Origin of the sequence: Conexibacter woesei DSM 14684 (assembly GCF_000025265.1) — a bacterium.
Lineage (GTDB): Bacteria > Actinomycetota > Thermoleophilia > Solirubrobacterales > Solirubrobacteraceae > Conexibacter > Conexibacter woesei.
The window spans coordinates 4987879-5012048 of sequence record NC_013739.1 but is presented as its reverse complement, the minus strand read 5'-3'; the positions used below and the strand labels follow the sequence as shown (position 1 = coordinate 5012048).

Below are 24170 nucleotides of genomic sequence, written 5' to 3'. Positions count from 1 at the left end.
CTTGTCGTTCACTGCTGCGCCGGCTGCCAAACGCTGTTCCGCGACGTTCGTCGCGGCGTTGGCCGTGCTGGCTGCCGCGCTGCTCATCCCGTCTACGGCGCTGGGCGCCGCGCTTGGTAGACGCACGCTCAAGCAGGGCATGAGCGGCCAGGACGTCCGCGTCCTCCAGGATTTCCTCACCAGAGCAGGCTTCACGACCCCGGTCGGCGGGGACTTCGGTCCGATCACGCTGGGCAACGTGAAGAAGTTCGAGAAGCAGTACAGACTCACCGTCGACGGCATCGCCGACAGCGCCTTCGTCACGAAGCTGCGCGAGGTCGCGGACCCGAGAGGGAACAGCACCCGCACCCGTGTCAAGGGCAACGCGACCGCCACGGCTCGCTCGCTCGGCGACCGCGTCCTCAAGAAGGGCATGTCGGGCCAGGACGTCCGCGTCCTGCAGGACTACCTCAACCGTGCCGGCTTCTCGACGACGATCGACGGCCAGTTCGGCTCCGGCACGCAGCGGCTCGTCAAGCGCTTCCAGCAGGCGCAGGAGCTGACCGTCACGGGCATCGTCGACGCAGCGACCGTCACCGCGCTGCGCAAGATCGGCGACGCCGAGGGCGCAGGCGGCGCGGATTTCGACATGTCGACCGTCTCCGCCCCCGTCGGCAGAGCGAAGCTGCTCGCCAACGGCCTCGCCGTCGCCCCCTCCGACGCGCCGCAGCAGGTCAAGGACGTCATCAACGCCGCCAACGAGATCGCGACGAAGCCGTACGTCTACGGCGGCGGTCACGGCAAGTGGATCGACCGCGGCTACGACTGCTCCGGCTCGGTCAGCTACGCGCTCTACAGAGCGGGACTGCTGAAGACGTCGATGCCCTCCGGCGGGTTCATGAACTGGGAGGACCCGGGCGAGGGTCAGTGGATCACGACCTACGCCCACGGCGGCCACATGTACATGGTCGTCGCCGGCCTCCGCTTCGACACGAGCGGCGCGGATCCCTCGCGCTGGCAGTCGGACATGCGCTCCTCGAGCGGCTTCACGGTCCGTCACCCGGCCGGCTTCTAGCCGCTCCGGCTCGCAGACACGAGGTTCCGAAGGGGCCGCGCCGGCAACGGCGCGGCCCCTTCGTCGTTCTGCGCACCGGAGAAAGGCGACCCTTCTCCTATCGGCGTTCGTCGCGCGCACTCGCCGTTAGGATCGGCGCCATGTCCGCACTTGCCGATGCCTACGCCCTCACCGACGACCAGCTCGACCTGCGCGAGACGATCCGCAAGGTCGCGCAGGAGCGCGTCGCGCCGCGCGCCGCCGAGATCGACGAGAAGGCCGCCTACCCGCACGACCTGCGGGAGCTGTTCGCCGAGCTGAACCTGTTCGGCCTCCCGTTCGAGCCCGAGCACGGCGGCACCGGCACCGGCGTGCTGATGCTGAACATCGCCGTCGAGGAGATCGCGAAGGCGTGCGCCTCGACCGCGCTGATGCTGATGGTCCAGGAGCTCGGCACGCTGCCGATCAAGCTGTTCGGCTCCGAGGAGCTGCAGCAGCGCTTCCTGCCGAAGTGCGCCACCGGCGAGTGGACGCCCGCGTTCGCGCTGTCAGAGCCCGAGGCCGGCTCCGATCCGGGCGGCATGATCACGAAGGCCGTCCGAGACGGCGACGAGTGGGTCATCAACGGCACGAAGAACTGGATCTCGAACCTCGGGATCGCCGACTTCTACATCGTCTTCGCGGTCACCGACCCGACCGCCGGCCACTCGCGCGGGATCAGCGCCTTCGTCGTCGAGAGAACGCGTGACGGCTTCAGCGTCGGCAATCACGAGAAGAAGCTCGGGATCCGCGGCTCACCGACCGGGCAGCCGATCTTCGACGACGTCCGCATCCCGGCCGAGAACCTGATCGGCGAGGTCAACAAGGGGATGCACGTCGCGCTCGGCACGCTCGACTACTCGCGCCTCGGCGTCGCCGCGCAGGCGCTCGGGATCGCGCAGGGCGCGACCGACTACGCGGCCGCGTACGCACGCGAGCGCAGACAGTTCGGCAAGCCGATCAACGCCTTCCAGGGGATCCAGTTCAAGCTCGCCGACATGGAGACGCAGACGGCCGCCGGCCGCGAGCTGCTCTACCAGGCGTGCGCGAAGGCCGATCGCGGCGACGTCGACCGCGGCAAGTACTCGGCGATGGCCAAGCTCTACAACTCCGACAACGCGATGCGCGTGACGGTCGAGGCGGTCCAGGTGCTGGGCGGCTACGGCTACGTCAACGAGTACCCCGTCGAGCGGATGCTGCGCGACGCGAAGATCACGCAGATCTACGAGGGCACGAACGAGATCCAGCGCATCGTGATCGCCCGCTCGCTGCGGTAGATCCGCCCCGCGGACGTCGCTGCGCGCTGGCCTCGCCGGCGCGCGGCGGCTAACGTAGGTGCACGCTCATGCGCGCGCCCACGCCACAACGCATCCTCTTCGCCGCCGCGGTTGCGCTGCTACTCGGCATAGCGGTCATCACGGTCTACCAGGGCTTCTCGACGCAGTACCCGATGCGGCTGTTCCAGGGGCTCGCCGTCGCGGCGGCCGGCGTGCTCGTGCTCGGGTTCGTGATGTCGCTGATCACCGGGCGGCTCGCCGGCTGGATGAATCCCGAGAGCGACGAGGAGTTCGACGCGCTCGTCGATCGCAGCGAGCGGCTCGCGCGCGAGGGCTCGTGGGGCGAGGCCGAGGACGACATCGACGACGGCTACGACTTCGACGACGACGATGACGACCTGATCGACCCGTGGAACGAAGAGGACTTCAAGGCGATCGTGCGGTCCGCGATCGACGAGCTGCCGCTCGAGTTCCACCGTGCCCTGGAGCACGTCGCCGTCGTCGTCTCCGACGGCGGCCGGCGGCAGCATGCCTACGGCCTCTACCACGGCGGCACGGTCGCGCGGGACGGCTTCGCCGACCGCATCATCATCTACCGCGACACGCTGCTGCGCGACTTCGGGCACGACCCGGAGATGCTGCGCGCGCAGGTCACGCGCACCGTGCGCCACGAGCTGGCGCACCACCTCGGCTGGGACGAGGACGGCGTGCGCGGGCTCGGCCTCTAGACGGTCTCCTGAACGCAACCGGATATCTGCCGGTGCGGATGTGGCTACCATCTGCGGCAGGCCCCCGTGGAGTGAGACCGCCGGGGATGACGATGCCCGTGGAGTGAGACCGCCGGGCACCTCACGAAAGGAAGCACCATGGCTGACGCCGTGATCGTCGACGCAGTCCGTACGCCGATCGGCCGCGCCGGAAAGGGATCGCTGCGCTCCGTGCGCGCCGACGACCTCGCCGCGATCCCGCTCCGAGCGCTGCTCGACCGCAACCCGCAGCTCGACCCGAGCCAGATCTCCGACGTGATGATGGGCGCCGCCAGCGGCGAGGGCGAGCAGAACTACAACATCGGCCGCAACGCGTCACTGCTCGCGGGGCTGCCGATCTCGGTGCCCGGCTGCACGCTGAACCGCTTCTGCGCCTCCTCGCTGCAGACGCTGCGGATGGCCTTCCACGCCATCAGAGCGGGCGAGGGCGACATCTACGTCGCTGCCGGCGTCGAAGCCGTATCGCGTGCGGGCGGATCGCCGATGCCGTTCCACCCCAAGCTCGACGGCTCGCCGGGCTCGCTGATGAACGTCTACATCCCGATGGGCCTGACGGCCGAGAACGTCGCCGAGCGCGAGGGCGTCACGCGCGAGGAGCAGGACCGCTGGGCGCTGATCTCGCAGACCCGCGCCGTCGAGGCGCAGGCGAGCGGTCACTTCGACCGCGAGATCGTCGCGGTCGACGTGCCCGAGCACACCGAGTCGAACGCGGAGGGCGAGGACGTCACCGTCGCCGCGGCGACGGTCGTCAAGGACGACGGCCCGCGACCCGGCACGACGGCGGAGAAGCTCGCCGCGCTGAGACCGGTCTTCAGAGCGGACGGGACCGTCACGGCCGGCAACGCATGCCCGCTCAACGACGGCGCCGCGGCCGTGCTGGTGATGTCGGAGGAGAAGGCCGCGGAGCTGGGCATGAAGCCGCGCGCGCGGATCATCGCCTCCGCCGTCGGCGCGCTGGAGCCGGAGTACATGGGCCTTGGCCCGATCCCGGCGGTGCGCAACGTGCTCAAGCAGGCCGGCATGTCGATCTCCGACGTCGACGTGATCGAGCTGAACGAGGCGTTCGCCGCGCAGGTCGTCCCCTGTCAGCGCGAGTGGGGCGTCACCGACGAGCAGCTCAACCCGTTTGGCGGCGCGATCGCGCTCGGCCACCCCTTCGGGATGACCGGCGCGCGCATCATGACGACGCTGCTGAACGACCTCGACACGCTCGACAAGACGATCGGGCTGGAGACGATGTGCGTCGCCGGCGGGATGGGCCAGGCGATGATCGTGGAGCGGCTCAACTAGGCCGCGCTCGCGCGTGGGTGCCGCCTACTTCGGCGGCATCCGCAGCGCGCCGTCGAGCCGGATCGTCTCGCCGTTGAGCATCGCGTTGGAGGCGACGTGGGCGACGAGCGCGCCGAACTCTGCGGGGTCGCCGAGGCGCGACGGGAACGGGACCTGGCGGCCCAGCTCGGTGCGGGCGGGCTCGGGCAGTGCGGCGAGCAGCGGCGTGTCGAACGTGCCGGGCGCGACCGTCACGACGCGGATCGCGTACTGCGCGAGGTCGCGTGCGGCGGGCAGCGTCAGGCCGACGATGCCGCCCTTCGAGGCGGCGTACGCGAGCTGGCCGATCTGGCCGTCGTAGGCGGCGATCGACGCGGTGTTGACGCAGACGCCGCGCTCGCCGCCGGCGTCCGGCTCGTTCGCTCTCATCGCGGCGGCCGAGAAGCGCAGCACGTTGAACGTGCCGACGAGGTTGACGCCGAGCACCGTCTCGAACGGCTGCAGCGCGTGCGGGCCGCGCTTGCTGACCGTCCGCTCCGCCCAGCCGACGCCGGCGCAGCAGACCGCGATCCGCAGCCCGCCCGGCAGCGCCGCGGCCGTCGCGACAGCCGCCTCGACGCTGTCTGCGTCGGTCACGTTCACGGCCGCGAAGGCGGCGCGGCCGTCGCCCAGCTCGTCCGCGAGCGCGCCGCCGCGCTCGGCGTTGAGGTCCGCGATGACGACGTTGGCGCCGTCAGCGTGAAGCCGCCGGACGGTCGCCTCCCCGAGCCCCGAGGCGCCGCCGACGACGAGTGCTGCGCTGTTCTCGATCTGCATGGCGGCGACCCTAGCTAACGGTCGCGCGCGAGGGCCCCGGCGGCCGCGACGAGGTGCGGCTCCAGCGCCCGCAGGTGCACGACGTGCTCGTGCGCCCACGCGATCGCGAGGCTCGGCAGCAGCTCGTCGTCGCCGACGGCGGTGCCGGCGGGGCCGACGAGCCGCAGGCGGCGGTCGTGGCCCTCGTCCTCACCGCGCGGCGCCGGCGGCGCCGTGTCGTCGCCGACGGCGGCCCCGAGCGCGGCGTACCAGTCGCCGAGGGCGGCGGTCTCGCGCTCCAGCAGCGCGCGCTCGCCCATCAGCCACGGCGAGCCGTCCAGGATCGGCGCGAGCGGCAGCAGCGCGTGCCCGACGCGCAGCGTGTGCGCCGAGCGCCGCACGCGCGTGACGCCGGCGACGAGTGTGCACAGCTGCTCGAACCCGAGCCGGCCGCTGGAGCGCTCGGCGAGGAACTGACGGAAGGTGTCGTCGAGCCGCTGGCTGGCGGCGACCGCCGCACGTCTGACGCGGTCCAGCTCGCTCGCCGGACGGTCGTCGAGCACGTCGCGGACGGTCTCCGAGAGGTACGTCGCGCTCGCGTCGTAGGCGGCGGCGAGGCTCGACCGCAGCACGGCGGCGGCGCCGCGCGGCCACAGCAGCAGCCCGACGACCAGGCTGATCGCGGTGCCGATGACGATGTCCTCGGCGCGCACGAGGCCGACCTCCCAGCCGACCGGCTGGATCAGGTTGAAGAAGACGAGCACGAGGAACGAGAACGCCGCCTGGCCGGCGGCGAACGAGAACACGCGCGGGGCGTAGGCGGCGAGCAGCGTCGCGAGCGGGAAGGCGATCCACAGCACCGTCTCGTCGGTCCCGACGAGCGCCAGCAGCAGCCCGCCGACGACGATCCCGGCGGCGGTGCCCGCGAGCGCCTGGAGGATCGTCGCGCCGGTCGAGAACAGCTGCGAGCGCAGCACCGACAGCGTCGCCAGCACGACCCAGAAGCCGTGCTGGACGTCGGCCAGCTGGCCGACGAGCACCGCGAGCGCGAGGCCGACCGCGCCGCGGACGCTGTTGCGCAGCCAGACCGAGCGCATGCTGGCGTGGGCGCCGGCGACCTGGCGGGCGCCCGCGAGCGCGACACGCAGGCCGGCCCTGGCGGGGTGGACGCGCTCCGCGATCGGCTCGTCAGGGTCCGGCGCGGGCCGCCCGACCGCGCGCAGCGCGTCGCTGCCGAGCTGCCACGTCGCGTAGGAGAGGAAGCGCAGCTGGAACGCCTCGGCCAGCTCGTGCGCGAGCTGCTCGTCGCGGCCGGCTCTCCACGCCGTGACGCGTCCCATGAACGCCGCCGCGACCCCGGCGCGGACCCGCTCCAGCCGCGCGAGATCGGGCCGCTCGTCGCCGCCGGTGAGGACGGACGCGGCCGCACGGACGACCTGGGCGACGGCGTCGCGGACCGCGTCCCGCTCGTCGGGGAAGGCGGGCGGCGCGGGCGCGGCTGGAGCGGCGAGCGGCGCGGGCGAGGCGGATGCGCCGGCCGGCGGGGGCGGCGCGGGCGCGGCGACGAACGACGAGACCCATGCGATGTCCTCGACGAGGTGGCCGAGCGCGGCTGTCGGGCCGGTCGAGCCGGTCGGACGGTACGGCGTGCCGACGAATGTGCGGCGGGTGGCGGTGACGGCGGCGCTCGTGGCGGCACGGCGCTGCGCGAACGCCTCCGCGTCGCCGCTGCCGGACGCGTCGACGAGATCGGCGAGCGCGCGGCACGCATCGGCCGCGCTCGCGCGCACGCGGCTGTGCGGGCGGCGCGGCCACAGCAGCATCGCGGCGGCGATCGCGGCGCCGCTCGCCAGCCCCCAGCCGGCGAGCCGCTCTGGGATCTCGGCCGCCGCGGCCGGGACCATCACCGGCAGCACGAACGCGATGATCGCGCCCGTGGAGGCGGCTGCGAACGCGCCGTTGAGGATCCCCGTGAAGAGCGCGGCGAAGCCGACCACCGCCATCGCGGACGCTGCCAGCCAGGGTTCGTTCGAGCAGAGCGTCCCGAGCGTCACCAGCACCGCGCCGGCACCCGCCAGCAGCAGATACGCGCGCAGCCGCGTGCGCCACGGCCCGCCGAAGTCGGTGAACACGAGCAGCACGATCGTCCCGAAGACGGCGAAGATCGTCATCTGGGCGTCGCCGAGCGCCTGCGCGACCGCGAACGCCGCGGTCACGACGATCGCCGCGCGCACGGCGCTCCTGAGCGCGAACAGCCCGGGGTCCCGCCTCACGGGGCGATCATAGGGCGCCGCCCGGGTACGCTCTCGCGATGGACCTGATCGCATACCTGCTGGCGCTCGTCGTGATCGGCCTCGTCGTCGGCGCGCTCGCGCGGCTGGCGCTGCCGGGGCCGGACCCGATGTCGATCTGGGCGACGATCGGGCTCGGCCTCGCCGGCACGCTGATCGCCGGCCTCGCGATGCGGCTGCTGTTCGACTCCGACGGCGCCGGGATCGTCCTCTCGGTGCTCGTCTCGACGCTGCTGCTGTGGGGCCTGCGGCGCTCGCGCGGCGAGCGCGTGACGCCGTACAACACCCGCCGCTAGGCGGGCCCGCGCCACGGCTCAGCCGGCCGGCGCCGCCAGCGACAGTGCGAAGCGCTCGTCGGCGTCGGTGTGCCAGCCGGTCAGCCGCAGCCCGGCGGCCTCGTAGTCGCCGAGCACGCGCGCGTGCGTGAACTTGGCGCTGATCTCGGTGCGGATCTCCTCGCCGGCGGCCAGCTCGATCCGCAGCCCGAGCGCGCCGACCAGCACCGAGCACGGCCGCCGCGCGCGCAGCCGCATCTCGATCCACTCGTGGCGCGTGTCGAAGAACGCGATGTGGTCGAAGCCGTCGAGCGGGAAGTCGGCGTCCAGCTCGCGGTTGACGACGCGCAGCACGTTGCGGTTGAACTCGGCCGTCACGCCCGCCTCGTCGTCGTAGGCGGCCTCCAGCGTCGGCGTATCGATCACCAGCCCCGTGCCGAGCAGCAGGCGGTCCTCCGGCCCCAGCAGCTCGCCGATCTCGCGCAGCAGCCGCCGCCGCGAGCCGGGCGGGAAGTTGCCGATCGTGCCGCCGAGCAGCGCGACGATCCGCGGCTCGCCGGAGACCGGCGGCGGGATCCGGCCGAGATGGCGCTCGAAGTCGCCGATCACGCCGTGCACCTGCATCCCCGGGTACTCCTCCACGAGCGCCTCCGCGCTCGCCTGCACGACCGTCTCGGCGACGTCGAGCGGGACGTAGCGGCGGAGTCTGCCCGCGGCCGCCATCGCGTCGAGCAGCACGCGCGTCTTCGCCGCCGTGCCGGAGCCCAGCTCGACCAGCTCGGCGGCGCCCGTCTCGGCGACGATCGCGGCCGCCTCGGCTTCGAGGATCGCGCGCTCGGTGCGCGTCGGGTAGTACTCCGGCAGCTCGCAGATCTGGTCGAACAGCTCGCAGCCGCGCTCGTCGTAGAAGTGCTTCGGCGGCAGCTCCTTGAACGGCCGCGTCAGCCCGTCGAGCACGTCGTCGGCGAGGCCGCGCTCGTGCGCCTCGTCGAGGTGCCGGTCGATCACGATCTCGGGGTCGGCAGTGCCGAGCGGTGTCATGGAGCGTCCTTTGCGATTCGGAAGCCGGCGAAGATCTGGCGACGCTGCGGGTAGTCCCAGTTGCGGAACGTCGCGGTCGCGACGCGGGCGCGCGTCGCCCACGAGCCGCCGCGCAGCACGCGGTAGTCGGGTCCGTAGAAGACCTCGGAGTACTCGCGGTAGGGATCGGCGACGAAGCCGGGGTAGCCGCGGAACTCGCTGGCGGTCCACTCCCACACGTCGCCGACCATCCCGAGGCAGCCGGACGGCGCGGCGCCGGCGGCGTAGGCGCCGACCGGCGCGGTGCCGTAGCGGCGCCAGTCGACGTTCGCGCGGCCGCGCGCGTCGCCCTCGCCCCACGGGTGACGTCGCGCGGCGCCCGTCGCGTGGTCCCAGGTCGCCGCCTTCTCCCACTCCGCCTCGGTCGGCAGTCGCGCGCCGTGCGCGCGTGCGAAGGCGTCGGCCTCGAACCACGAGACGTGGACGACGGGCTTGTCGGGGTCGAGCGGCACGCAGCTGTCCAGGCGCCACTCGCGCCCGTCCGTCGTCCACCCGGACGGTCGCTCGATGTCGTGCTCCTCCTTCCACGCCCACGCTTCGCGCGACCACCACTCGCGCCGCTCGTAGCCGCCGCCCTCGACGAACGTCAGGAACGTCGCGTTCGTGATCGGCGTGCGGCCGATGCGGAAGGCGGCCAGCCCGACCGGATGGCGCGGGCGCTCGTTGTCGTAGGAGAAGCCTTCCGTCGCGACCGGTCCGGCGCCGACCGTCGCGGGGCCGGCCGCGACCGTCACCAGCTCCAGCCCGCCGACGCCGGGCGAGCGGGCGGCGCCGGAGCCGGCGCCGCGGTCCACGAGCGGCGGGTCGAGCGCGTCCGCCGGGGCGGGCAGGCGCGCCAGCTCCATCGTCTGCAGCATCGTCTCGCCGTGCTGCTGCTCGTGGCGGATCACCAGCTCGTGCAGAAGCGGGTCGACGCCGCGCCGGGCGATCGCGGCGAGCGTCCGCTCGCGCACGGCGTCGAGGTAGTCGAACGCCTCGCGACGGCGCAGGTACGGCACGTCGCCGCGGTCGGCGCGCGGCGTCTCGAACGCGTCGTAGACCTGCGCCAGGTCCTCGCGCAGCAGCGGCTCGCCGGCGAATGCCCGCACCGCCCACAGGTCCTCGAACGCCGCGATGTGCCCGAGGTCCCAGACCAGCGGGCTCATCAGCGGCGTGTGGACGCGGTCGAGCGTCGCCTCGTCGAGGTGGCCGACGAGCACGCGCGTCCGGGCACGCGTCTCCGTCAGCGCATGGACGACCGCGTCGACGTCGCTCGTGCTGGCTGCCGTCTGGCTCGGCATCGAGGGGAAGTCTTTCACCTCAGCGCTCGAACCGAAACCCGGAGCGTCGATGTGCCAATCGGGCGATCAGCCCGGAGCCGCCGTGTGGTCGACGATCAGCTCGATCTCCTCGCCGCCGTCGAGCATGCTGGCGGGGATCCTCGTCGTCGGCCCGGCCATCAGCTGCTGGATCGCCCACGCCTTGCCCGCGCCCTCCGCCAGCACGATCGTCTTGCGCGCCGCGCGCAGGATCGGGAGCGTCAGCGTGATCCGCTCGAACGGCGGCTTCGTGCCGTGCACCGACACGCACAGCCGCTCCTGCTCCTCCAGCACCGGGTCGTTGGGGAACAGCGACGCCGTGTGGCCGTCCTCGCCGAGGCCGAGCAGCGCCACGTCGAGCTGCGGCGGATCGCCCGGCAGGGCGGCCCGCAGCTCCTGCTCGTAGGCGGCCGCCGCGGCGGCGGGATCGTCTGCCGCGCCGGTCACCGGGTGGATCGTCGGATGCGGCTGTGACGCGTTGTCCAACAGGTTCTCGACGATCAGCCGGTGGTTGCTGTCAGGGTCGTCGAGCGGCACGCAGCGCTCGTCGCCGAACCAGCAGTGGACGCCGCTCCAGTCGTCGACGATCCGCGCCAGCACGCGGTAGGTGCGCGCCGGCGTGCGGCCGCCGGCGAGCGAGATGTGCGCGACGCCGCGTTCGGCGCGCGCGTCCGCGATCGCGGCGGCGATCCGTTCGGCGGTGGTGCGTGCGGTCGACTCGGAGTCGCCCGCGACGGTCAGCTGGATCATCGCGCCGCTCCCGCCAGCGCGGCGGCAAGCGCCTCGATCCCCGCGGCGGCGTCGCCCGGCAGGTGGATTCGCAGGAACGGCAGCCCGTGCGAGCGCAGCGCGTTGCCGTCGCCGATCGCCTGCGCGCGCACGAGCGCGGCGAAGTCGTAGCCGGCGCCCGGCACGTCGACGCCCTCGCGGCCGTCGTCGATCAGCTGGACGAAGATGCCCGTCGCCGGCCCTCCCTTGTGCAGCTGGCCGGTCGAGTGCAGGAAGCGCGGGCCGTAGCCGACGGTCGTCGCCGCGCCGCTGCGCGCCCGGATCGCGAGCCGCAGCGCCTCCAGCGCCGAGTCCGTGTCCGGGTTCGGCGCCAGGTACGCCATCGTCGCGACGTAGGAGCCGGCCTCGGCGGCGTCGAGGATGCTCAGCAGCGCGCCCGGCGCGACGTCGCCCGGCACCGCCGTGGCGTCCTCGGCGGGGAACGCGCCGTCGCGCTCGTACGCCTCGATCGTGCTGATCGTAAGGTCCTTCGCCGCCTGCACGTTCGGCTGGTCGAAGGCGTTGATGCCGATCACCGCACCGGCGATCGCGACCGCCATCTCCCAGTGGAAGAAGAGCGCGCCGAGGTCGGCCAGCTCGTCGAACGGGAACGGGATCACCGGGTGGCCGGCCGCCGCGAGCGCGTCGAGCTGCTTGCGCGTCCCGGCGGCGCCGGCGGAGGCGTTGCGGATGTGGACGAAGACGCGGTCGTCGCCGTAGACGGCGGGGTCGCCGAGCGGCTCGTCCGCGATCGGCACGATCCCCTTGCCGTGCTTGCCGGTCGACTCGGCGACGAGCTGCTCCAGCCACAGGCCGGCGGAGGCGAGCGGCTCGTCGACGACGAACGTCAGCTTGTCGCGGCCTTGCGTCGCCAGCTCGCCGATCGCGAGGCCGAGCCACGCGGCGGGCGCGTCGCTCGGGTCGATCGACGGCTCGGCTGCCCTCGCGGCGACCTCGGCCTTCTCCAGCAGCGCGCGCACGTCGATCCCGAGCAGAGCGGCCGGGACGACGCCGAAGGCGGACAGCGCGGAGTAGCGGCCGCCGATGTCGGGTGCGCCGTGGAAGACCTTGCGGAAGCCCTCTTCCTGCGCGAGCGCTTCGAGCGCGGTGCCGGGGTCGGTCACCGCCGCCCACTGGCGCCCGTCCGGGACGCGCGCGTGGAAGTGGGCGTGCATCGAGCGCGGCTCCAGCGTCCCGCCCGACTTCGAGGAGACGAGGAAGAGCGTTCTGTCGAGCGGGAGCCGCTCCTCCAGCGCCGCGATCGCGTCCGGGTGCGTCGTGTCGAGCACGTGCAGCTTCAGGTAGCCGTCGGCGGCGCCGAACGACAGCCGCAGCACCTCCGGCGCGAGGCTCGAACCGCCCATGCCGAGCAGCGTCACGTCGGTGAAGCCCTCGCCGCGGACCTGCTCGACGAACGCCGTCACCTCGTCGAGGTGGTCGAGCGAGGCGCCGGCGATCGTCAGCCAGCCGAGCCGGTCGCTCGGCTTGTCGTCGCCCTCCGCCCACAGCGTGTCGTCCTTCGCCCACACGCGGCGCAGCACGTTCTGCTCGCGCGCCCAGTCGACGCGCGCGCCGATCGCCTTCGCCTGCGCGTCGGTCAGCTGCGCCTCGATCCCGGCGACCTCGCCGGCGAGGACCGCGGTCCGCCTCGTCGCGACGCCGGCCAGCAGCCGCTCCATCGCCTCCGCGAACGCGTCGATGCCGGCCGCCAGCAGCTCGTCGGTGACCTCTCGGATCGAGACGCCCGCGGCCTCGACGGCGTCGATCGACGCCCGCCCGGCGGCGGCCGCGTCCTGCAGCAGCGGCTCGGTCTCGGTGCCGTGGTCCTGGTAGGCGAGCAGCGTCGCGAGCGGCATCGTGTTGACCGTCTCGGGGCCGGCCAGCTCGGCGACGTACTTCGTGTCCGGGTAGCGCGGGTCCTTCGTGCCGGTCGACGCCCACAGCAGCCGCTGCGGGTGCGCGCCCTTCGCGCGCAGCGCCTCGAAGCGCTCGGAGCGAACGACCTCCTGCCAATGCGCGTACGCGAGCTGGGCGTTGGCGACGGCTGCGCGGCCGCGCAGCTCGTCTCTGCCGAGCGCGTCGAGCCGCTTGTCGACGGCGGAGTCGACGCGCGAGACGAAGAACGAGGCGACCGAGTGGACGCGGTCGATCGGATCGCCTCTGGCGGCGCGATCCTCCAGGCCGGAGATCCACGCCTCGACGACGTCGGCGTACGCCTCGAGCGAGAACAGCAGCGTGACGTTGACGTTGATCCCGTCGCCGATCGCGGCGCGGATCGCGCCGAGGCCCTCGGTCGTGCCGGGGATCTTGATCATCGCGTTCGGCTTGTCGTAGCGCGCCCACAGGTCGCGCGCGGCGGCGAGCGTGCCGTCGGTGTCGCGCGCCAGCTCGGGCGCGACCTCCAGCGAGACGTAGCCGTCGATCCCGTCGGTGCGGTCGTAGACCGGGCGCAGCACGTCCGCGGCGGCGCGCACGTCCTCCAGCGCCAGCGTCTCGTAGACCTCCTGCACGCTCGCGCCGGAGTGGGTCAGCTCCGTCAGCCGCTCGTCGTAGTCGGCGCTGCCGAGGATCGCCTGCTCGAAGATCGACGGGTTCGACGTGACGCCGACGACGCCGTCCTCGTTCACGAGCTGCGCCAACTCGCCGCCGGTCAGCATCGAGCGGCGGATCGAGTCGAGCCAGGCGCTGGTGCCGAGCTGCGCGAGCCTGGCTACCGGGGTCGTGGCGGGAACGGTGGTCATCTGGCGGTCTCTCCTCAGGGGGGTGGCATGGGAAGCGCGTCGAAGCCGTCGCGCTCGATCAGCGCGACCTGGGCCAGGCGGCGCGCGTGGCGTTCGGCGGAAGAGCGGGAGGCGGCCGCGTAGACGAGCACGATCTCGTTCGCCAGCTCTGGGCCGACGACGCGCGAGCCGAGGCAGAGCACGTTGAGGTCGTCGTGCTCGACGCCCTGGTGCGCGGTGTAGGTGTCGTGGACCGTCGCCGCGCGGATGCCGGGCAGCTTGGACGCCGCGACCGCGACGCCGGCACCCGAGCCGCAGACGAGCACGGCGCGCTCGGCTCCGTCGGCGAGCGCCTTGGCGACGGCGACCGCGGCGTACGGATAGTCGTCGTAGGTGCCCGCGTCGACGACCTCGTGGCCAGCCTCGCGCAGCGCCGCCTCGATCGGCTCGCGCAATGCGACGCCCGCGTGGTCGAAGCCGCAGGCGATTCTCATTCAGGCGTCTCTGCTACGGCGGCGTCCGACATGTCGTCAGGCTACACCGCGCGGCAACCATTTCGACTGCCGCCATGCCAATCGGCCGCGGTCCGGGCGCAGCGCGCGTCAGTCGATCGCGTAGCGCAGGTAGAGCGACCCGCGGCGTTCGAGCGCCCACACGAGCGTCAGCTCGGCGGGGGACGGGAGCGCTGTGCCGCCCGTCAGCGTCGGCTCACCGCCGCCGCCCGCGAGCTGCGGCGCGACGGTCAGGAACAGCTCGTCGACGAGCCCTTCGTGCAGCAGCCCGCTGAGCAGCTGCGGGCCGCCCTCGCACAGCAGCGAGCGGACCCCGTGCTCGCGGCGCAGATGCCGCAGCGCCGCGGTCAGCGTCGGCTCGCCGGCGGCGGGGTCGATCCGCTGCAGCTCGACGCGCGCCGGCACCGCGGGCGGTTCGGTAGCCACTTCGGTGTAGACGATCGCGTGCGCGTCGGGATCCTGGAACAGCGGGATCTCCAGCGGCAGCCGGCCGCTGCGGGCGATGACGACCAGCGGCGGGACCGGCGCGAGCCCGATCGCCTCGCGCGCGGCGCGCAGCTCCGCTCTGCGGATCGGGCGCGAGTACTGCTCGGCCGCCAGCGTGCCGGTGCCGACGAGCAGCGCGTCGGCCTGGGTCCGCAGGCGCCGGAAGACCTCCGTGTCGCCGTCGTCGCCGATCGCGCCGGAGCGGCCGCCGAGCGCGATGCGGCCGTCGACCGTCGCGGCGAAGTTGACGGCGACGAACGGGCGCTCGGCCGGTGCGCGCGCACCGAGCCCGAGGTCGCGCAGCAGCTCGGTGCTGTCGACCGTGGCGGGGTCGGGGATCAGGCGCTGGTACTCCATCCGGCGGGACCTTACCCACGGGACGCGTGCCGTAGCCGGTGGTAGCGTCCGCCGCTCCGGCGCCCTCACACTCCCGAACCGCCGTCCCCCACATGACTTCGACTCAGCATGACCGTCCCGATCGCAACCTCGCGCTCGAGCTTGCGCGTGTCACCGAGGCTGCTGCGCTCGCGGCCGCCCGGCTCGTCGGCCGCGGCGACAAGGAGGCGGCCGACCAGGCCGCGGTCGACGCGATGCGCTTCGTGCTCGACTCCGTCCCGATGAACGGCACCGTCGTGATCGGCGAAGGCGAGAAGGACGAGGCGCCGATGCTCTACAACGGCGAGACGATCGGCGACGGCTCGCCGCCCGAGGTCGACATCGCCGTCGACCCGCTCGAGGGCACTCGCCTCTGTGCCTTGGGAATGCCGTCGGCGATCGCGGTGATCGCGCTCGCCGAGCGCGGCACGATGTTCGACCCGGGCCCGATCGTCTACATGGAGAAGATGGCCGGCGCGGAGGAGATCGCCGACCTGCTCGACCTCGACCGCCCGATCGGCGAGACGCTGAAGCTGATCGCCGACCGCAAGGGGATGGGCGTCGGCGACGTCACGGTCGTGATGCTCGACCGCGAGCGTCATCAGGGCATGATCGGCGAGGTGCGCGACGCCGGCGGCCGGATCAAGCTGATCACCGACGGCGACGTCTCGGCCGCGTTGCTCGCCGTCAGCGACCGCTCCCCGGTCGACCTGCTGTGGGGGATCGGCGGCACGCCGGAGGGCGTCATCTCCGCCGCCGCGCTGAAGTGCATGGGCGGCGAGCTGCTCGGTCGCCTGTGGCCGCGCGACGAGACCGAGAGACAGGCCGCGCTCGACGGCGGCTACGACCTCACGAGAGTCCTCACCGCGAACGACCTCTGCTGGGGCGACGACGTCTTCTTCTCCGCCACCGGCGTGACCGACGGCGACGTGCTGCAGGGCGTCCGCTACCGCGGCAGAGGCGCGACGACCGAGTCGCTCGTGATGCGCTCGCGCTCGGGCACGGTCCGCCGTGTCCACGCGCGCCACGACCGCACGAAGCTGCGCGACATCACCGGCGAGCGCTACGGCTGACCGACCGCGTCCGCGTCCGCGGGGTCCGGCACCTCTGCCGGGCTCTGCGGCGCGTAGCGACCGACGCGCGACTCGGCGAGGTCGAGCCGCGCGAGCGAGCGCAGGAAGCCGTGCGTCACCAGCACGTGGACGAACGACTGCGTCCAGCGGTAGACGTGCCGGCTGATCGAGTGGGCGATCGACGGATAGAAGTTCGCCACCTCGACTTCGACGTGCAGCCTCGTGGACTCCGCAGGGCCGTCGCCGGGATCGGACCGGCGCACGTCGATCTGCAGATAGCCGTCGCTGTGATGGCCCGCGCGCGCGACCAGCAGCCCGTCCTGGATCCGCCAGCGGACGATCCCGTGCGTGTCGTCCATCGCGTACTCGGGCGCGCCGAAGCGCAGCAGCCGCAGCGGCTGGCGCAGCAGCACGACGGTGCGCTGCGTCTCGCTGTAGTCGACGCGGATCAGCCCGAGCGTCACGCGCGAGAGGAAGCGCCAGTAGGTCGCCGCGAGCCGCTCCAGCTGCGCCGGCGTCCACAGCTGCTCCAGCTCGTGCGGGGGCAGCGTCAGGTCGGCCGCCTGCGTCGAGCGGACGGCGCCGTTGTCGTCGAGCGTCGTGTGGTCCTCGGCGCTGACGACGCGGGCGCGCGCCGGCCAACTGCGGCGCGCGCGGCGGCGGGCGGCGACGAGAGCGGCGGCGAGGACGGCGGCGAAGGCGGCGAAGACGGCCACGGTCCCTGGATTGTGCCCGTCCGGCGGCCGTCGCATCTCAGATCCGTTCGACCTCGATCGCGTCGCCCTCCGCCAGCTCGCCGTCGCCGGGCGGCACGAACGCGAAGCCGTCGGCGCCGAGCAGCGACGCCGTGATGTGCGACGGCTGCGGGCCTGTCGGGGTCGCGAGCAGCGTGCCAGTCTGCTCGGAGAGCGCGACGCGCACGGCCTGCTCGCGGAAGCGGCGCGGGAGCGATCTCGTCAGACGGGCGCTCGCGCGGGGCGGCAGCGCGGCCGCGCCCTGAAGCGCGCGCAGCGCGGGCCGCGCGAACAGCACGAACGTGACATAGGACGAGACCGGGTTGCCGGGCAGCCCGAGCACGAGCCGTTCGCCGCGCGTGCCGAACCAGGTCGGCTTGCCCGGCTGGAGCGAGACGCGCCAGAAGCTCTCCTGCACGCCGAGCGCTGCGAGCGCCGGCTTGACGTGGTCGTGCGGGCCGACGGAGACCCCGCCGGAGGCGACGACGAGGTCGGCCTGTTCGAGCGCCTGCGCAAAGGCGCGCTCGGTCGCGGCGCGGTCGTCGCCGACGACGACGGTCTCGAGCAGCTCGGCGCCCTCCTGCTGCGCGAGCGCAGCGAGCATTGGTGCGTTCGAGTTGTGGATCTCGCCGGGACCGAGCGGCTCGCCGGGGGCGCGCAGCTCGTCGCCGGTGCAGACGATCGCGACGCGAGGCCGGCGGGCGCACAGGAGCTCGGCCGCGCCGGCGCCGACGGCGACGCCCAGCTCGGCGGCGCCGAGACGGTCGCCGGCGCGCAGCACGACGGTCCCGGCGCGCAGGTCGTCGCCCGCGCGGCGGACGTGCTGGCCCGCTTGTGCCGCGGCGGTCGCGGTGACGGTGCCGTCCTCCTCGCGCGCGTCCTCGACCGGGACGACGGCGTCGGCGCCGTCGGGCAGCGGCGCGCCGGTCGAGATGCGGATCGCCTCGTACGGGCCGACGGCGAGCGGCGCGGGCGTGCCGGCGCGCGATTCGCCGACGATCCGCAGCGCACCGCTGGACGCGTCGTGTCGGACCGCGAACCCGTCCATGGCCGAATTTCCGAACGGCGGCAGGTCGGTCGCGGCGACGACGTCCTCCGCGAGCACGCGACCGAGCGCGATCCCAAGCGGGACGGGCTCGGCGGCCAGCCGGACGGTCGCGGCGAGCACCTGTTCGCGAGCGCGTGAGATGGGTATGAGGACTCTGGACACGGGTCCATTGTGTCCACATGTGCGTGCACGCGTCCTCGCGCACTGGTATAGACACGGAGATGACGGATTCGAGGACGCCCCGTCCTCATCGGCCCGAACCCATCGGCTGGGGGACGGTCGAGCCGCTTGCGGGGCGCGCTCAGACGATTGCCAAGGGATGGCTGCTGCTGCTGCTCGAGCGTGCTCCGCTCGACGCCGTCGGCGCGATCCCGGCTGCGGCGCTCGCGGCCGAGGGTCCCGCGCTCTGCAACGCGGTCGTGCGCGCGCTCGGCTCCGACGTCGAGCTCGACCGCCTGCGCCCCGACGGCGACCTCGCCGCGCTCGCCGGCCGCATCGGCCCGCTCGCCGGCGCCGGCCCGGGCGACGCCGCCGCGACCGTCGCCGCGGTCGACGCGCTGCGCGCGTGCATCTGGGCCGCCGCGCTCGACACGCCCGCCTCCGCTGACGCCGCCACCGTCCGCGCGCTCGCCGACCGCCTCGGCGAGGTCACCGCCGTCGTGACCGGCACCGCCGTCGCGACAGCCGTGCCGGCCGTCGCCGCGGCGCCGCCAGCTGCCGCGCAAGCCGCTGGGCCGCCGGCGCCGCACGCCGCGCCGCCGCCAGCCACCGCGGGGCTGCCGCCAGCCGCCGCGCCCCCTGCGCCGCCGCCGGCTGCCGCGCCAGCCGCTGGGCCGCCCGCGCCCGCCGCCTCCCCGCCGCCCGCCGCCGCGCCGCCGCCCGCCGCGCCGCCGCCCGCCGCGCCGCCGCCCGCCGCGCCGCCGCCCGCCGCGCCGCCGCCCGCCGCGCCGCCGCCGCGCGAGGACGAGCCGCTGCCGCACGGCGAGGAGCCGGCGAACGGCGGACCGGCGCCGTTCGCGGAGCCGGCCTACGGCGAGCCGGCGCCGGAGGTCCATGACCTGCGGGCAGGGCAGCCGGATGCGGCCGACTCGCCCAACGGCTCGGTCACGCAGCTGCCGCAGCGGCCCGACGCCGACCTGCGCCACGGCGCGGCTGGGGCGATGGATGACGGCGACCTGTGGATCGCGACGCTGGAGCGCCACATCGACCGCTGCCAACGCGAGGGCGGCGGGCTGGCGCTGCTGCGCGTCGAGCTGGTCGACGCCGACCGCGTCGCCGCGAGCGCGCCGGAAGGCCAGGCGGGCGTTCCCTACGGCCGGCTGGCGCAGGCGGTCCGCCGTGCGATCCGCCGCCAGGATCTCGTCGCCTCCGACCACCAGGGCCGCGCGTGGGTGATCGCGCCCGGCGTCGGTCGTGCCGGCGCGATCGCGCTGGCCGAGCGGATCGGCGCAGGCGTCGAGCACGGCGAGACGTGGCGCGGCGCGCCGCTCGCCGCGACGATCGGCTTCGCCGTCTATGGCGAGGACGGCCGCGACGGGCCGACGCTGATCGACCGCGCCGAGGAGGCGATGCTCGCCGCGACGGCCGCCGGCGTGCGGATCGGCGAGGCGATCCCGCAGTCCGACGACGACGGGCAGTCCGGCCCGCGTCTCGTCCGCTGACGGCGCGTCGAGCGCGCCGCGGCGCGCGCAGCGCCGGCTAGAAGCGCTTGCCGGAGGTCGGCGGCGCCTGGTAGGGCGTCTTGACCAGCGGTGCGTCGGCGAGCGGCAGCGCGCCGATCGTGACGAGGCCGTCGAGGCCGCCGATCGCGGTGTGGGTCGCCTTCGTCAGGTCCCACGAGCGGCCGCTGATGAACGGGCCGCGGTCGATCACGGGCACGGTCAGCGTCTTGTTGCGGTAGAGCACCTGCACCTGCGTGCCGCACGGCAGCGTCTTGTGGGCGAGCCCGAGCGTCGACTTCGTCAGCTTCACGCCGCACGCCGTCTTGCCGCCGTAGAAGCCCGGGCCGTACCAGCTCGCGACGCCCGGGCGGTAGACCGTGACGCCGAGCTGCGGTGCGCCGTCCGCGGCGCGCGAGGCGCTCGTCGCGGCGACCGCGCGCAGCTGCTGGGCGCCGAGCGCGCCGGGGCGCCACGTTGCCTTGAAGCCGCCGTCCGCGGCGACCGCCGCGGTCGTGACCGCGGTCCATGCGCCGTCGGCGCCGAGCTGCTCGATGCGGACCTGGCCGAGGGAGGCCGGCGCGACGCCCGTCACGTTCGCGCGCTGCTTGAGCAGCGCCGCGGAGCGCGACGTGATCGTGATCCCGTTCGCGCTGGCGGACGCGAGCGGCGTGCCGACCGCGATCGTGCCGCCGGTGCCCGTCGTCTCGCCGTCGGTGGGCGCGGGCGCGTCGGGGGACGCGCCGCCGCTGGTGGCGGCGGCGAACGCGGGGGCGGAGGGCAGCGCGGCCGCGAGCAGGGCAGCGGCGAGCACGGCGGTAGGGCGGCAGCGAAGGCTCATAGATGGGGTGCCGGTGCCTACGAGGTGAGCTGACGGGCTCGCGATGCCGAAGCACCGCTACGGTCCGAGCTGCGACCGATTCGCCCCCGCGAGCCGAGGCTCGCAAGTGGTTCCCCCGTCGGTCAGGCGTCGGACGCATGACCGTTCGGCGTGTGGCGGCGGGCAGTATATGAAACCGCGGCGGCGGAACGCGGCGCCGCGTCGAGTCCCGGCGCGTCGCCCATCGCGCCGGGTAGTGGAGCGCTCAAGCGCCGTCGCGCCCAGCCGATGATCTTGGGAGATCTGGCCGCAACTTGAAACGTTCGTGGTCGTTCTGCGTAGTAGGTAGAGGAAGTCCGCCGCGCGCGCACAAACGCCCGACTCAGGGCTGGTAGCCCCCACTGGCGCCGACGCGTTGACTTCAGAAAATGAAGTAGCTAGACTCCTGCCCATGTTTGGATGGCGATGGTGCGCGCGCGATGCGGGTGACCAGCGTCTGATGATCGCGCCGAGGGCCGGAACGGGGTGGCGCGCGCTACGAGAAACGGAACCAGATGTCAGTAGCTGAACTTCAGGAACTCGAAGAGATCAAGGGCCTCGTCAACCGCGGCACGCAGCTCGGCGTCCTGACGTACGCCGAGATCGCGAGAGCGGTCAGCGAGCTCGATCTCGACGAGTCGGACGTCGAGGACCTGCACGGCTTCCTCGAGAGAGCCGAGATCGAGCTCGTCGAGGAGATCGATCCGGCCACGACGGCGAGCAACCAGGTCGAACGCGCGCCCGACAGACGTCGCGGCCGCCGCGCGAGAACCGCGCTCGACCTCAAGCCCGACATGACGACCGATTCCCTTCAGCTGTTCCTGAAGGACATCGGCAAGGTGCGGCTGCTCACCGCCCAGGAGGAGGTCGACCTCGCGAAGCGGATCGAGCGCGGCGACCTCGACGCGAAGCAGAAGATGGTCGAGTCGAACCTTCGCCTCGTCGTCTCGATCGCGAAGAACTACCGCAACCAGGGCCTGCCGTTCCTCGATCTGATCCAGGAGGGCACGCTCGGCCTCGTGCGCGCCGCGGAGAAGTTCGACTACCGCAAGGGCTTCAAGTTCTCGACCTACGCGACCTGGTGGATCCGCCAGGCGATCGCGCGTGCGCTCGCCGACAAGGCGCGCACGATCCGCATCCCGGTCCACGTCGTCGAGAAGCTGAACAAGATCGGCCGTGCCGAGCGCAAGCTCGTCACGGAGTTGGGCCGCGAGCCCACCGCCGAGGAGATCGCCGACGTGACGGGGATCGACCCGGAGGAGGTCGACTCGATCAAGCGCTCCGCGCAGGCGCCGGTCTCGCTGGAGAAGCCGGTCGGCGACGAGGAGGAGTCCGAGTTCGGCCAGTTCATCGCCGACGAGCGCGCGGAGTCTCCCTACGAGCGGGCTGCCGAGATCCTCACGAAGGAAGCCCTTCGCGAGGCGCTCGAGAACCTCTCCTACCGCGAGCGCCGCGTGCTGGAGTTGCGCTACGGCCTCGGCGGCGAGCATCCGCGCACGCTCGACGAGGTCGGCCGCACGTTCAACGTCACGCGCGAGCGGATCCGCCAGATCGAGAACCAGTCGCTCAAGAAGCTGCAGTCGCTCGCGGAGGCGCAGAAGCTCCGCGACGTCGCGTAGACCCCGCGCGGCGGACACACCCCGTTTCTCGTACGAAGGGTCCCGGTTCGCCGGGGCCCTTCTCCGTTCAGGTGCGCGTCAGCTCTGACGTGACGCGCGAGCGCGGCATCGACGGCAGGTCCGGCAGGATCCCGCGCGCCCACGCGTCGCACGGACGCGCCGCGAGCGCGTCGGCAAGCTCCGGGATCGCTGCGAGCAGCCGCACGCTCGGGGCGATCTGAAAGTCCGCCGCGTTCGGCTGCTCGCCGCCGATCGTGCCGTCGGCGAGCAGTGCGTCGACGTGGTCGAGCGTCGCCGGCAGACCGGCGAGCGCGGCGCGGGCGCCGGCCTCGTTCGCGCCGACGCGCGCCGCCAGCACGCGGGCGACGGGCGCGTTGGCGATCGCCACCGCACGCGGCAGCGGCAGTCTGGCGATGTCGCGCGCGAGCCACGTGCGCAGGTCGGTGTCGTGCGCGAGCGCGTAGCGGGCGATCCGTCGCGGCACGCCCTGCAGATCGGCCTCGCCCCACCGCTCGGCCTGCTCGACGGCGGCCCGCCGCGCCGGGTCGGACGGGTAGAGCGGCGGTTCCGGGACGGCCCGGTCGAGCGCCTGCGCGACCTCCAGCGAGCCCTCGACGCGGCGGCCCCCGAGCTTCATCGCCGGCACCGTGCCGCGACGGAAGCCGAGCAGCCACAGCAGCAGCGGGTGCATGCCCGGCAGCAGATCGACGGCCTTCGTCTCGACGCCCTTGTACGCCAGCATCAGGCGCGCGCTGTGGCCGGGGTTCGAGATCGAGAGGGTGTACAGCGTCGCTCGCATCCGCGCGACATTACTCCGGTCCCCTGCTCGCGATGCCGGTTCTCGGTGGATCGGCACGGGAGAGGGCGGGGCCGTGGGCCTCTCCCGTACCGGTCGCCCTCGCTCCATCCGACGGGGGAGGGAAGTTCCCCAATCCGTAACAGCTTTCTTGACGATCGCGTGGGGGCGTGTTTCCCTGGCGTCCTCGACGACCTCGAAAGGACCCGGGACCGTGGACTCAACACTGGCGCAGTTCAGCGAGACGACCTCGACGGACGCGTTCACGCTGCAGAACTCGAAGCTGCTGAAGGTCCGCCTGGAAGCGGTGACGATCCAGGCGAAGATCGGCTCGATGGTCGCCTACCAGGGCGACGTGAAGTTCGAGCATGCCGGCTCGGGCGGCATGAGCCGGATGCTGAAGAAGGCCGTCAGCGGCGAGGGCGCTGAGCTGATGAAGGTGACCGGCCACGGCGAGGTCTTCCTCGCCGACGCCGCGCAGGACATCCACCTGATCCACCTCGAGGACGACAAGATCACGTGCAACGGCGCGCACGTGCTCGCGTTCGACGCCGGCATCGACTGGGACATCGAGCGCGTCAAGGACGCCGGCTCGGCGGTCGCGGGCGGAATGACGAACCTGTCGCTGAAGGGCACCGGCTGGGTAGCCGTCGTGACCGACGGGCCGCCGGTGCGGCTCGACGTCGAGACGGCGCCGACGTTCGCCGACGCGCAGGCCGCGATCGTCTGGTCCTCGGGCGTCTCGACGTCGGTCAAGACCGACGTCAACCTCAAGAGCCTGATCGGCAAGTCCTCCGGGGAGACGCTCCAGATCGCCTTCTCCGGCGCCGGCTGGGTGCTGATCCAGCCGTCCGAGGGCGTCCCCGCCGGCAGCCCGCTCGCCGGTGGCATCGGCAAGATGCTGCGCGGGTAGGCGCGTGTCGTGGAGGCGTCGCACGCGGTGTGGCGCCTCCGTTCACTTCAGTTCGTGAAGTCTTGCGGTATCCTGGGAGGTATGTCGTACGATGACAGCTGTCCCGTCTGCCGTACCGCCGAGATCGTCTGCGGGAAGTGGACGCTCCTGATCATCCGTGACCTCGCCGAAGGGCGGTCGCGCTTCGGCGAGCTGGAGCGCTCGCTCCGCGGCATCAGCCCGCGCACCCTCTCGCTGCGCCTGCGCGCATTGGAGGAGGAGGGCATCGTCGAGCGCCAGACGTTCCCCGAGGTGCCGCCGCGCGTCGAGTACGCGCTGACCGAGAAGGGCCGCGCGCTCGTCCCGCTGATCGAGGACATGCGCTCCTACGGGACCCGCTGGCTCGGCGCGGACGGCGACTGCTCCTCGGCCGGGCCGTGCGCGCCGGACGCCGTCGAGGCCGACGCGCCGCCCGCCGCCGTCGCGGCTGCGTAGCGAGCGAGTCC

The 24170-nt window shown here is 73.3% G+C and carries 22 protein-coding genes and 1 riboswitch; of the genes, 10 read left to right on the top strand and 12 right to left on the bottom strand.

The features are described 5' to 3' along the window. The first annotated feature begins 139 nt into the window (after nt 1–139). From CWOE_RS31325 to CWOE_RS23595, 4 genes are all read left to right on the top strand, one after another. Complete coding sequence (locus CWOE_RS31325) at nt 140–1054, top strand: peptidoglycan-binding protein (protein ID WP_148261130.1); 915 nt, start codon at nt 140–142, stop codon at nt 1052–1054. A gap of 140 nt (nt 1055–1194) precedes the next feature. Further along, nucleotides 1195–2349: an acyl-CoA dehydrogenase family protein gene (locus CWOE_RS23605; RefSeq protein WP_012936164.1), complete on the top strand. Its 1155-nt coding sequence runs from the start codon at nt 1195–1197 to the stop codon at nt 2347–2349. Nucleotides 2350–2417: 68 nt separating this feature from the next. Continuing rightward, complete coding sequence (locus tag CWOE_RS31320; protein WP_012936163.1) at nt 2418–3077, top strand: metallopeptidase family protein; 660 nt, start codon at nt 2418–2420, stop codon at nt 3075–3077. Between the two features lie 138 nt (nt 3078–3215). Further along, entirely contained in the window at nt 3216–4406 is a 1191-nt protein-coding gene (locus CWOE_RS23595) for an acetyl-CoA C-acyltransferase (RefSeq protein WP_012936162.1), read from the top strand. 24 nt (nt 4407–4430) lie between these two features. Here the strand turns inward: CWOE_RS23595 and CWOE_RS23590 are convergent, their stop codons facing one another. Together CWOE_RS23590 and CWOE_RS23585 are read right to left on the bottom strand one after the other, a co-directional pair. After that, nucleotides 4431–5201: an SDR family NAD(P)-dependent oxidoreductase gene (locus CWOE_RS23590; RefSeq protein ID WP_012936161.1), complete on the bottom strand. Its 771-nt coding sequence runs from the start codon at nt 5199–5201 to the stop codon at nt 4431–4433. Nucleotides 5202–5215: 14 nt separating this feature from the next. Further along, nucleotides 5216–7453 (bottom strand): FUSC family protein, encoded by a 2238-nt coding sequence (locus CWOE_RS23585; protein WP_012936160.1) that lies wholly within the window; start codon nt 7451–7453, stop codon nt 5216–5218. A 38-nt stretch (nt 7454–7491) separates the two neighbouring features. On the opposite strand from CWOE_RS23585, the gene CWOE_RS23580 reads away from it, so the two are divergent. After that, nucleotides 7492–7767: a GlsB/YeaQ/YmgE family stress response membrane protein gene (locus CWOE_RS23580; protein ID WP_012936159.1), complete on the top strand. Its 276-nt coding sequence runs from the start codon at nt 7492–7494 to the stop codon at nt 7765–7767. Nucleotides 7768–7785: 18 nt separating this feature from the next. On the opposite strand, the gene egtD is transcribed toward CWOE_RS23580, so the two are convergent. The 6 genes from egtD to CWOE_RS23550 all read right to left on the bottom strand — a co-directional run bounded on the left by egtD (nt 7786) and on the right by CWOE_RS23550 (nt 14967). Continuing rightward, a complete protein-coding gene (gene egtD, locus CWOE_RS23575; protein ID WP_012936158.1) occupies nt 7786–8787 on the bottom strand; it encodes an L-histidine N(alpha)-methyltransferase in 1002 nt (333 codons plus the stop codon). Then, nucleotides 8784–10106, bottom strand: a complete 1323-nt coding sequence (gene egtB, locus CWOE_RS23570) for an ergothioneine biosynthesis protein EgtB (RefSeq protein WP_041733435.1) — start codon at nt 10104–10106, stop codon at nt 8784–8786. Before egtB ends, egtD begins: the two co-directional genes overlap by 4 nt. Before the next feature lie 66 nt (nt 10107–10172). Beyond that, nucleotides 10173–10874 (bottom strand): 6-phosphogluconolactonase, encoded by a 702-nt coding sequence (gene pgl / locus CWOE_RS23565; protein WP_012936156.1) that lies wholly within the window; start codon nt 10872–10874, stop codon nt 10173–10175. Then, complete coding sequence (locus CWOE_RS23560) at nt 10871–13633, bottom strand: bifunctional transaldolase/phosoglucose isomerase (protein ID WP_012936155.1); 2763 nt, start codon at nt 13631–13633, stop codon at nt 10871–10873. The genes pgl and CWOE_RS23560 overlap by 4 nt, the downstream gene beginning before the upstream one ends. A gap of 14 nt (nt 13634–13647) precedes the next feature. Beyond that, complete coding sequence (locus CWOE_RS23555; protein ID WP_012936154.1) at nt 13648–14106, bottom strand: RpiB/LacA/LacB family sugar-phosphate isomerase; 459 nt, start codon at nt 14104–14106, stop codon at nt 13648–13650. A gap of 108 nt (nt 14107–14214) precedes the next feature. Beyond that, complete coding sequence (locus CWOE_RS23550) at nt 14215–14967, bottom strand: RibD family protein (RefSeq protein WP_012936153.1); 753 nt, start codon at nt 14965–14967, stop codon at nt 14215–14217. Nucleotides 14968–15059: 92 nt separating this feature from the next. Between CWOE_RS23550 and glpX the strand changes: the two genes are divergently transcribed. Beyond that, complete coding sequence (gene glpX / locus CWOE_RS23545; protein ID WP_012936152.1) at nt 15060–16058, top strand: class II fructose-bisphosphatase; 999 nt, start codon at nt 15060–15062, stop codon at nt 16056–16058. Here glpX and CWOE_RS23540 read toward each other — a convergent pair. Beyond that, nucleotides 16049–16774 carry a hypothetical protein gene (locus CWOE_RS23540; RefSeq protein ID WP_041730873.1) on the bottom strand — a complete coding sequence of 242 codons (726 nt, stop codon included), beginning with the start codon at nt 16772–16774 and terminating at the stop codon, nt 16049–16051. The genes glpX and CWOE_RS23540 overlap by 10 nt on opposite strands. 37 nt (nt 16775–16811) lie before the next feature. Further along, nucleotides 16812–18002 (bottom strand): molybdopterin molybdotransferase MoeA, encoded by a 1191-nt coding sequence (locus CWOE_RS23535; protein ID WP_012936150.1) that lies wholly within the window; start codon nt 18000–18002, stop codon nt 16812–16814. A gap of 59 nt (nt 18003–18061) precedes the next feature. On the opposite strand from CWOE_RS23535, the gene CWOE_RS31315 reads away from it, so the two are divergent. Beyond that, nucleotides 18062–19501: a GGDEF domain-containing protein gene (locus CWOE_RS31315; RefSeq protein WP_012936149.1), complete on the top strand. Its 1440-nt coding sequence runs from the start codon at nt 18062–18064 to the stop codon at nt 19499–19501. A gap of 37 nt (nt 19502–19538) precedes the next feature. Here the strand turns inward: CWOE_RS31315 and CWOE_RS31310 are convergent, their stop codons facing one another. Then, a complete protein-coding gene (locus CWOE_RS31310) occupies nt 19539–20312 on the bottom strand; it encodes a septal ring lytic transglycosylase RlpA family protein (protein WP_049793379.1) in 774 nt (257 codons plus the stop codon). 42 nt (nt 20313–20354) lie between these two features. After that, a riboswitch (cyclic di-AMP (ydaO/yuaA leader) is annotated at nt 20355–20489 on the bottom strand. Between the two features lie 383 nt (nt 20490–20872). On the opposite strand from CWOE_RS31310, the gene CWOE_RS23520 reads away from it, so the two are divergent. Continuing rightward, entirely contained in the window at nt 20873–21976 is a 1104-nt protein-coding gene (locus CWOE_RS23520; protein ID WP_012936147.1) for a sigma-70 family RNA polymerase sigma factor, read from the top strand. A gap of 67 nt (nt 21977–22043) precedes the next feature. Here CWOE_RS23520 and CWOE_RS23515 read toward each other — a convergent pair whose 3' ends face one another. After that, on the bottom strand, nt 22044–22775 hold the full coding sequence (locus CWOE_RS23515) for a glutathione S-transferase family protein (RefSeq protein WP_012936146.1): 732 nt from the start codon (nt 22773–22775) through the stop codon (nt 22044–22046). A gap of 211 nt (nt 22776–22986) precedes the next feature. Between CWOE_RS23515 and CWOE_RS23510 the strand changes: the two genes are divergently transcribed. Next, nucleotides 22987–23685, top strand: a complete 699-nt coding sequence (locus CWOE_RS23510; protein WP_012936145.1) for an AIM24 family protein — start codon at nt 22987–22989, stop codon at nt 23683–23685. Between the two features lie 81 nt (nt 23686–23766). Next, nucleotides 23767–24159: a winged helix-turn-helix transcriptional regulator gene (locus CWOE_RS23505; protein WP_012936144.1), complete on the top strand. Its 393-nt coding sequence runs from the start codon at nt 23767–23769 to the stop codon at nt 24157–24159. Nucleotides 24160–24170: the final 11 nt, after the last annotated feature.